Source organism: Methanoculleus frigidifontis, from assembly GCF_030464345.1.
Classification (GTDB): domain Archaea; phylum Halobacteriota; class Methanomicrobia; order Methanomicrobiales; family Methanoculleaceae; genus Methanoculleus_A; species Methanoculleus_A frigidifontis.
In genome coordinates this window covers 1-5,160 of sequence record NZ_VCYH01000021.1, presented here as the reverse complement: position 1 = coordinate 5,160, position 5,160 = coordinate 1, and the positions used below count along the sequence as shown (strand labels likewise).

At 54.5% G+C, this 5,160-nt stretch carries 2 tRNA genes and 3 rRNA genes; all 5 read right to left on the bottom strand.

What is annotated here, in order from left to right:
- Positions 1–125: 125 nt before the first annotated feature.
- A 5S ribosomal RNA gene (gene rrf, locus FGU65_RS15740) occupies positions 126–247 on the bottom strand.
- Between the two features lie 5 nt (positions 248–252).
- A tRNA-Cys gene (locus FGU65_RS15735) sits at positions 253–324 on the bottom strand.
- Positions 325–412: 88 nt separating this feature from the next.
- Positions 413–3,339, bottom strand: a 23S ribosomal RNA gene (locus FGU65_RS15730).
- A 101-nt stretch (positions 3,340–3,440) separates the two neighbouring features.
- Positions 3,441–3,513: transfer RNA gene (locus FGU65_RS15725), tRNA-Ala, on the bottom strand.
- Between the two features lie 71 nt (positions 3,514–3,584).
- Positions 3,585–5,052: ribosomal RNA gene (locus FGU65_RS15720) — 16S ribosomal RNA — on the bottom strand.
- Together the 16S, 23S and 5S rRNA genes with 2 tRNA genes alongside form the textbook arrangement of a ribosomal RNA operon.
- Positions 5,053–5,160: the final 108 nt, after the last annotated feature.

Here is a 5,160-nt window from a genome sequence, read left to right as displayed (position 1 = left end):
TGCGTCACCGGGTGCGTGAACCCCTGGGCATCCTGGTGTGATGCCGTGACGTGCGCGAAGCGCTGTCGCTCGCGGGGAAGGATGTGGTCAGAAGAAGTGTTGGCGTTCAATGCGTTAAAGGAAGGTAATAGCAGCGAATCCCGGTTCCCGAGGACTCGCGTACCTCAGTACCGCGGGATACGTGGGAGGGCTTAACTGCTGGGTTCGAGATGGGTCCAGGTGTGTCCCCTCTGCTATGGCCGCTATTACCAAAGCCAAGGCCCGGATTTGAACCGGGGTGTAGTTGATCTGCAGTCAACCGCGTGGCCGCTCCGCCACCTTGGCAGGCCGTGTATGTAGGTCAGGCGTTCATCGGGTATAAACCCTTTGCTCGCGCAACCGGCAGGTGTACACTCTGGATTTCGTCTGAGTTCGGCGGACGGCATCGGACGTTAGTACTTGCGGACTGAACACGTCGTTACCTTCGTGCGTACATCCCAAGCCTATCAAACGGATCTTGTATCCGTGTCCTCAAAGGAGTCTCTTTTCAGGCCGGGTTTCAAGCTTAGATGCTTTCAGCTTTTACCCCTTATCGCGTAGCTGCTCGGCATTGCCCTGTCGGACAACCGATCGACCAGAGGCGACGACGGAAAGTTCCTCTCGTACTATTTCCATCTTACCCTCAGACTCCGGACACCCCAAATAGATAGTAACCGACCTGTCTCACGACGGTCTAAACCCAGCTCACGATCCCCTTTAATAGGCGAACAACCTCACCCTTGGCTGCTGCTGCACAGCCAGGATGGAAAGAACCGACATCGAGGTAGCAAGCCGCCGGGTCGATATGTGCTCTTGCCGGCGACGACTCTGTTATCCCCGGGGTAGCTTTTCTGTCGTCAATAGCCCTCACCAATAAGGCATATTGGTTCGTTAGACCCGAGTTTCCTCTCGCGATCACTTGCTGTGCGTGATCGCGTCAAGCCAACTTTTGCTCTTGACACTCTCCTGTGAGTTTCTGACTCACATGAGTTGACCTTAGGGCACCCTTGATATTTTTTCGAGGGTGTGGCGCCCCACCCAAACTGCCTACCTATCGTTGTCCTCGCACTTGAGTGAGTGTTACAGTAAACCTAGGATGGTGTCTCAACGGCGACTCCCCATCCCCCGGAAGGGATGGTTCGACGTCTCCCATCTACGCTGCGCAAGGAATACCGTAACACAGCAACAGGCTGCAGTAAAGCTCCACGGGGTCTTCACTTCCCATTTGGGGTCACTAGTCTCTGCACTAGTATAAAATGTTCAACGGTTTCGTGTTAGGGACAGTAGGACTCTTGTTAATCCATTCATGCAAGTCGCCAATTAAGCGACAAGGTACTACGCTACCTTAAGAGGGTCATAGTTACCCCCGCCGTTTACGAGTCCTTCGTCCGGTTGAACCCGGTATTCAGATACTCGCACTGGGCAGGAATCAGTGACTATACTAGTCGTTTCCGAGTTGCAGTCACCTATGTTGTTATTAGACAGTCAGAGTCCCCTGGTCACTGCGACCTGCCTGATCGCCAGGCAGGCACCCCTTCTCCCAAAGTTACGGGGCCATTTTGCCGAGTTCCCTTAACACGATTAAACCGACACGCCTTAGCCTTTTCAGCTAGGGGCACCTGTGTCAGATCTTGGTACGGACACTCATCTCCCTTTTCACGGACTCCAGGAATTTGCTGAATTGCTCCATCACGCTTTCGCCCGCTTCTCACCATTGCGGTACTCCACGGGGTTGGACGCTTAGACGGGGCGACGACCCCGCTCAGCATATCCCGAAGTGTCAGGGTTCCGAAGAACTGCAGATGAATGGTACAGGAATATTAACCTGTTTCCCTTTTGATGTACTCGAGTTACGGTACACCTTAGGACCGACTAACCCTCGGCTGACGAACATTGCCGAGGAAACCTAGCCCCTCCGGCGGTTGGGATTCTCACCCAACTCTGCTTCTACTGATGCCAGAATTCTCAATTCTACCCGGTCCACAGGACCTTACGCCCCTGCTTCTACCCAGGCAGAACGCCTCTCTACGCCATCACCTTGCGGTGGGCCGTGGTCTCTGTAGTAGGCTTTAGCCCCGTCCATTTTCAGTGCCCCAAACCTCGACTGGTAAGCTGTTACGCACTTTTTAAAGGATAGCTGCTTCTGAGCTCACCTTCCAGTTGTCTTTGGCCTGGGACGCCTTTCAGTGTTGACACTTAGCCTACATTGAGGGACATTAACCACGGTCTGGGTTGTCTCCCTTACGGACTACAAGCTTACCCCGTAGTCCGGACTACCAGCCATCTTCGACGTCGGGGAATTTGGAGTTTGACAGGAGGGTGAGGGATTTCTCCCCCAACTCCCCCAATCAGTGCTCTACCTCACCGACTATCTCCGGCCAGGTCATGCTGCGGCATGTTTCGAGAGGAACCAGCTGATGCCCAGCTCGATTAATCTTTCACTCCTATACGCAGGTCACGCGAATGATTTGCATATCAAAACCGCTTGCGGTCCTCCACGCAGCTTTCGCCACGCTTCAACCTGCCCACGCATAGATCGCTGGGCTTCGGGTCTTATCCTACAGACTCCACGCACTTTTAATACGCCGTCCCATGCACAGAAGTGCTACGGACCTGTTGGTTTCCCTTCGGCTCCCCTTTTGGGTTAACCTTCGCCTATAGAATAAACTCTCTGGCCCGTTCTTCAAAACGTACGATATGACATCGGCAACGCCGCCCGTACTACCGCCTCGCGACGGGTTCCTTCGCGACGAAGATCCTTGCACGCCATATCCCACTATCACCAGTCAATTTCAGGCGCTTTTCACCACCTTTCCAGGGTTACTTTTCAGCCTTCGCTCACGCTACTAGTACGCTATCGGTTTCGAGTTGTATTTAGTTTTGGAGGTTGATGACCCCCAGATTCCCGCGAGAATTCCAACCCACGGTACTCAAGACACTGCCTGGACACCGCCGCATACACGTACGGGACTATCACCCTCTTTGGTGCAACGTTCCAGAAAACTTCCGTTTCGCATTGGTGCCCGAACGGCAGGCTTACGACACCACATCTCCCTTGCGGGATTCGGTTTAAACTCTGTCGGTTTCGATCGCCTCTACTCACGACATCTCGGTTGATTTCTTTTCCTCCCCCTACTAAGATGTTTCAATTCGGGGGGTTCCCGATCCTCAACGGATCAACACCGAAGTGCTGGGATGTCCCATTCGGGGATCTCCGGATCATAGATTCCTTGCGTCTTCCCGGAGCTTATCGCAGCTTGGCACGCCCTTCTTCGGCACTCGAACCGAGCCATCCACTGACTGGCAGAAAGCCGTTCCGCTGAACTCATTTAACGTCCAGAGTGCACACCTGTACACGGCGTCGTCAGGTCAAAGACCTTCAGCCCTTCCCCGGTGACTCGCATCTCCGGGTGCATTGAAAGTGGACTCAGGGGGATTTGAACCCCCGGCCTCCGCCTCGCAAAGGCGGCGCTCTTCCAACTGAGCTATGAGCCCTGGTCGACTGTTGACATCGGCAATTTTACAGTCTGTTTAATAACCGCATACGAACCCAAGCATATTTCTTTAGGAGGTGATCCAGCCGCAGATTCCCCTACGGCTACCTTGTTACGACTTAACCCCCCTTGCGGAACCTAGATTCGACTACGGCAACGACCGCAGCCTCATCCAAACCCCACTCGGGTGGTTTGACGGGCGGTGTGTGCAAGGAGCAGGGACATATTCACCGCGCTATTTTGAAACGCGATTACTACAGATTCCAGCTTCATGTGGGCGAGTTACAGCCCACAATCCGAACTACGAGCAGGTTTAGGAGATTGCCTTCACCTTTCGGTGTCGATACCCATTGTCCTGCCCATTGTAGCCCGCGTGTAGCCCGGATAATTCGGGGCATGCTGACCTACCGTTGCCCATTCCTTCCTCCTCTTTAGCAGAGGCGGTCCCAACAGTGTCCCCATCATCCCGGGGGATATGCTGGCAACTGTTGGCGTGGGTCTCGCTCGTTGCCTGACTTAACAGGATGCTTCACAGTACGAACTGACGACGGCCATGCACCTCCTCTCAGCTAGTCATGCAGAGTCTTCAGCCCGGCAATCATTCCGCTGTCCTATCCGGTGAGATTCCCGGCGTTGAGTCCAATTAAACCGCAGGCTCCACCTGTTGTGGTGCTCCCCCGCCAATTCCTTTAAGTTTCAGCCTTGCGACCGTACTTCCCAGGCGGCACGTTTCACGGTTTCCCTTCGGCACCTCGACAACTCGTGGTCGTCGATACACCTAACGCGCATCGTTTACGGCTGGGACTACCCGGGTATCTAATCCGGTTTGCTCCCCCAGCTTTCGTCCCTCACTGTCGAAGCCGTTCTGGTGAGGCGCCTTCGCCACAGGTGGTCCCTCGAGGATTACAGGATTTCACTCCTACCCCCGAAGTACCCCTCACCTCTCCCGGTTCCTAGAGTGCCAGTATCTCTTAGACGCCTGACAGTTAAGCTGCCAGATTTCCCAAGAGACTTAACAACCCAGCTACGAACGCTTTAAGCCCAATAATAGCGGCCACCACTCGAGCCGCCGGTATTACCGCGGCGGCTGGCACCGGTCTTGCCCGGCCCTTTCTTCAGGTGCGTTTTAAACACCTGAACAGCCCGCGTTTACGGGCACTCGAGGTTCCCTTATCACGGTTTCCCGCATTGTAAAGTTTTCGCGCCTGCTGCGCCCCGTAGGGCCTGGACTCGTGTCTCAGAGTCCATCTCCGGGCTCTTGCTCCCACAACCCGTACCGATTACAGGCTTGGTGGGCCTCTACCCCAACAACAACCTAATCGGCCGCAGATCCATCCTACGGCGCCGGAACTTTCGGTTACAGAGCATTCCAGCTTCCGTAACCTATGGGGTATTGTCTCCAGTTTCCCGGAGGTATCCCCCACCGTAGGGCAGGTTATCCACGTGTTACTGAGCAGTCCGCCGAGGGTCTGAACCCTCTCGACTCGCATGGCTTAATCGAACCCCGATAGCAGTGACCTCTGGCAGGATCAACCAGAATTTGGAAGTAATGCACACTTGCTTAAACTTGGGTGGAATTAGCGGTTACTAAACAGATTTCCGCATTGCCAATGCCAACGTCAGAACCAACCCGCATAAACCGCGGTCA